Below are 4,231 nucleotides of genomic sequence, written 5' to 3' on the forward strand. Positions count from 1 at the left end.
GAAAATTTAGGGAGAGATGGATTTTGTTATTGTCAAAGGCATGGGAAACATATGAATCGGATAAACGAATTGAAGGATTTTCACCACAAACATTAAAAGCATATAAACTCCAAGCTACATTACTTATTAGATATTTTAAGGATGTTAAACTTAATACTATAACCACAGCTCAACTTAAAGAATACCTTGCAAAGTCAAGCGAAACCTTAAAACCTTCAAGTTTAGCTCACCGAATACGTTTTATGAAATCATTATTTAGTTGGTCGCATGAGGAGGGGCATATTTCAAAAAATCCCGCCGCCAAAATAAAGGAGCCTAAAGCAGGGAACCGAATTCCAAAGTTTCTAACAGAATTTGAAATTGAACATTTACGTGAAGCGTGCACCAGCCCCTTGGAGAAGGCTTTGTTTGAATTCATGTTTTCCACTGGGTGCCGTATAGGAGAAATTGTTTCCTTAGAGAAGAGTAGAATTAATTGGTCTAACCGTTCTGCAATTGTGAGAGGAAAAGGGGATAGGAGCGGGTAGTGTATTTTAACATCCGCTGCGAAATTTGGCTTAAACGATACCTGGATCAACGCCAGTATAGCGATGCAGCCATTTTTGTTACAGAAAGGTATCCTCATCGAATGAGTATTGCCCAGATGAGATATATCATTAAACGAATTTCGAATCGGGCACGGATCAATAAATCGATTCATCCGCACCAGCTAAGGCACAGTTATGCCACTCATATGCTGAATAATGGTGCACCTCTTGAAGTTATCCAGAGCTTGTTAGGTCATGAGAAGAGTGAGACTTCAAGGATATATGCACAGTTAAGTGGGAGTTTAAGGCGAGAGCTTTATTGCAAGTATTTTTATATTGAATTCATAAGAGCAATGCATAAAAAGCATTGCTCTTTCTTTAATTCTCGCACCCGTTGGTGTAAGTACAATATTTCACAATCTTCCTGAATCATACGGCTTTAGAAGCTACCATTCACAGATTATTATCGAAATCTAAATTAATATGCCGTGCCTTGGCTATTTTCACAAAAGAAAGCGGCGGATAAAATGATCCGCCACAACAAAAGAATGAATACTATAATGCTTTAAAAAATCGCTTTATTATTTACTATTTACCTTGTCCAGGCATCTTATTTCTTAGGAGTTGGATTGTGAATTTTGGTTTAAGATCATCTTTATTAAGTTCATGTTCAACGAATACAGTTATGTCCTTGCCGTCTTTGTCCTTACCACCGCATTATATCAATCTGTTCTTTTCAACAGGTACGAATAAAATAGAGATAGAGGCAATTAAGGCAGCAAGGGCAAATATATAAAAATTCACACTAATATCCAGCTTCCAAGCCAACAGAAGTCCCCCAAGTATTGGTCCGCAAGAAGCGCCGATTCTTCCAATGCCGGATGCCCAGCCTAATGCGGTGCCCCGCGCGTGTGTTGGAAAGTATTTTGTAATGTAGGCACTTAAGATAATCAGAATCCCTGTTGAACCTATTCCCGCAATTCCAATTAGCGGATAAAGAAGAACTACAGGAGGTTTTAAGCTTAACAAAGCGATGCTTACAGCCGCAGCAAAATAGGCAATGCTAATCACTCGTTTTGAACCCCAACGGTCTGCAGCAGCACCAGCTCCTAATGCTCCAATCGCTGATGTAAAGTTTAACATTAATAAGAGAGACAAACTAGAACCTAGAGGGTAACCTGCTTGAACCATCATTTTTGGCAGCCATGTACTTAACCCATATACTAAAAGTAAACCCATGAAAAACGTAAGCCAAAAAAACGCAGTTGTTCGTATATACAATTTGGAAAATATTAATAAAAGAGCGTCCCACTTAGATTTTGATTCAGTTTTGCCTTGTGTTTTCTGTATTGATGATAGATCCAATTGATATTTCATACAAATAGCTTCTGCTTCTTTTCTGCGATTACGCGAGACTAGAAAATTGAGTGACTCCGGCAATTTCCAAATGAGGATTGGCACCAGGACAATGGGAGTCAGTCCCAGCCAGAACAAAAATCTCCAGCCATGGTCATCCAGGAAAATCAAGGATAGCAATACTCCTAATACGCCTCCAATGGGATAACCGGAAAACATGATCGCATTCATCAGAGAACGACGATTAGGCGGGGAGAATTCAATTGTCATGGCCGTTGCGATTGGCATGGCCCCCCCTAAAACAACTCCCCCTACAAAACGGAAAATCCCTAACATTTCAGGTGAAGTAGCCATAGCACTTAAACCCATTGTGAGTGAGAAAATGCCAAGACAAATAATGAGTGACCACTTACGGCCAATTATATCCGATATCGTTCCAATTAGGACGTTCCCCAGCATCATCCCAATAAGAGCATAACTGCCTATCAGACCAGCTTGAATAGGTGTAAGTGTCCAAGTTTTATCCGCTAATAAGCTTGAAAGAACCGCACCATATATACCTAAATCATACCCTTCAGCCATAATCGTTAGAAAACAGCAGACTACGACAATAGTGGTTAACGTTTGAGTAGTTCGTATTGACTTTTGCGGAATAGCTGCAGTCCCCTTACCTTCATTTATAGAGAGATTTTCATTGTTATTCATTAAAACTCTCCTTTCAAATTCACTTTTTTTTAGGAATCTATTGGGCCTCTGATAAGAGAAAAATTCCCTATCTCTTTTCAGATTGAACTATAAATGATATTTCCTTTAAACATGACGGCTGCCCGTTTAGATCTCCTTGCAACAGTTTCTGCCGAACAAGTTGCTTCCACTAAAACAAGATTTGCATCATCACCAACAGCTGGCCAAATTCGATTGCCATTAGAATCCAGTGTCGTTTTTCCCCCTGTAATAAATGCCAACGCTTTTGTAAGTGAACGTTCGTCAATCCAACTGTAACGTTCAACAAAACGGTTCGCCTTATCGAGAATATCACCGTTTCTATATGGGAACCATGAATCATAAAATCCGTCACAGCCCAATTCAACTTTTACCCCTCTTTCATTGAGAAGGGGGAGCTCTGGAATTTGTCTATTAATCAGTACCGTTGAAATGATGGAAATACCCAATTCAGCAAACAAGTCGATTGTTTCAAGTGTCTCCTCGATTGGCACATCCCCCAATGCAAATGCATGACTAATTGCTACCCGATTATGATATCCGGCCTCTTGGGTCATGGCAGCCAACCGCTTCATAGTTGTTAGGCCGATCTGTCCGGGATCATGTAAATGAATATCTATATCGACATCAGCCCCAACAGCGATATCCATCATTTGTGCCAGCGACTTCTCTATTTCCCCATCCACACCGTACGGATCAAGACCTCCAACAATCGTCGCCCCTTCCTTCATGGCCTGCCTCATCAAATCGACTGATTGGGTTCTCAACAACCCATGTTGCGGAAAAGCTACTATTTCATATGACATTTTGTCGCTGTAAGTCTCCAGTGCACTGCGCACTTCCTCTAAGTGCTTTAACCCCACATAAGGATCAATGTTAACATGCGTACGAATATGCGTGACACCAGACGCAAAGATTGTTTCAAGCATCCCTTCAGCCCTCTGTCTAACCGTATCCAACATAGCAAGGTTCTCTTTAGCTTCAAAATCTAATCGTTCAATCAAATGCTTAACAGTTTTACATGATTTCCATCCATACCCCATATAAGTTTTGTCCAGATGAATATGCTTTTCAACAAATGAAGGAAGCGCAAGTAGACCGATTGCATCACGTTTTGGAAGATCGGTAACCAAGGGCAAATTTGCCGGTATAATATTTGCAATTTTTCCTTTTTCAATTAATAGATGACAAATTTGCGAATGTGTATGAAAAACTCCATCTTCATCCTCCTCAAAACCGCTATCCAAGCGTACATTTGTCAACCAGTAGTCAGAAATCATATTCTTTTACTCATCCCTTTCAGTTTAAGACAAACGGTTTGCCCCATACAGTTTCAGTTCCCCTTTCTTCTCTATAGACTTTTTATAAAATGCTTACAACCAAGAAGAGTAAGTCATTTTCACCTCTTTAAAATATTTTAAATATTGAGAAAACTTAACACAAAGGTTCCTAATAATAATTTGCATAATACCGTGCTGTTAGGAAAAAAAGACGCGAATCAGGTTTCTCCTCCTTAAGTAAATCAAGATACTAACGATAAAAGCGCTTACAATTTATATATTAATACTAAATTTTTTATTGTCGTTGTACAAATAAACCAAAAAATGAAAATATTGTTAGTCAAT

The 4,231-nt window shown here is 39.2% G+C and carries 2 protein-coding genes and 1 pseudogene; 1 reads left to right on the forward strand and 2 read right to left on the reverse strand.

What is annotated here, in order from left to right; all coding sequences use genetic code 11:
* Positions 1–23 precede the first annotated feature (23 nt).
* A pseudogene (locus V7161_RS18605) lies at positions 24–859 on the forward strand (tyrosine-type recombinase/integrase); the annotation flags it as partial.
* Positions 860–1,244: 385 nt separating this feature from the next.
* Here V7161_RS18605 and V7161_RS18610 read toward each other — a convergent pair.
* Both V7161_RS18610 and V7161_RS18615 read right to left on the reverse strand, forming a co-directional pair.
* Positions 1,245–2,588 (reverse strand): MFS transporter, encoded by a 1,344-nt coding sequence (locus V7161_RS18610; protein WP_335714437.1) that lies wholly within the window; start codon positions 2,586–2,588, stop codon positions 1,245–1,247.
* A 77-nt stretch (positions 2,589–2,665) separates the two neighbouring features.
* Positions 2,666–3,886 (reverse strand): amidohydrolase, encoded by a 1,221-nt coding sequence (locus V7161_RS18615; RefSeq protein ID WP_335714438.1) that lies wholly within the window; start codon positions 3,884–3,886, stop codon positions 2,666–2,668.
* Positions 3,887–4,231: the final 345 nt, after the last annotated feature.

This window comes from Neobacillus drentensis, assembly GCF_036965425.1.
Taxonomy (GTDB): Bacteria; Bacillota; Bacilli; order Bacillales; family Cytobacillaceae; genus Neobacillus; species Neobacillus drentensis_F.

Coding starts and splice junctions, on each gene's coding strand:
- V7161_RS18610 (WP_335714437.1), bottom strand. CDS start 2,588: ATGAATAACAATGAAAATCTCTCTATAAATGAAGGTAAGGGGACTGCA.
- V7161_RS18615 (WP_335714438.1), bottom strand. CDS start 3,886: ATGATTTCTGACTACTGGTTGACAAATGTACGCTTGGATAGCGGTTTT.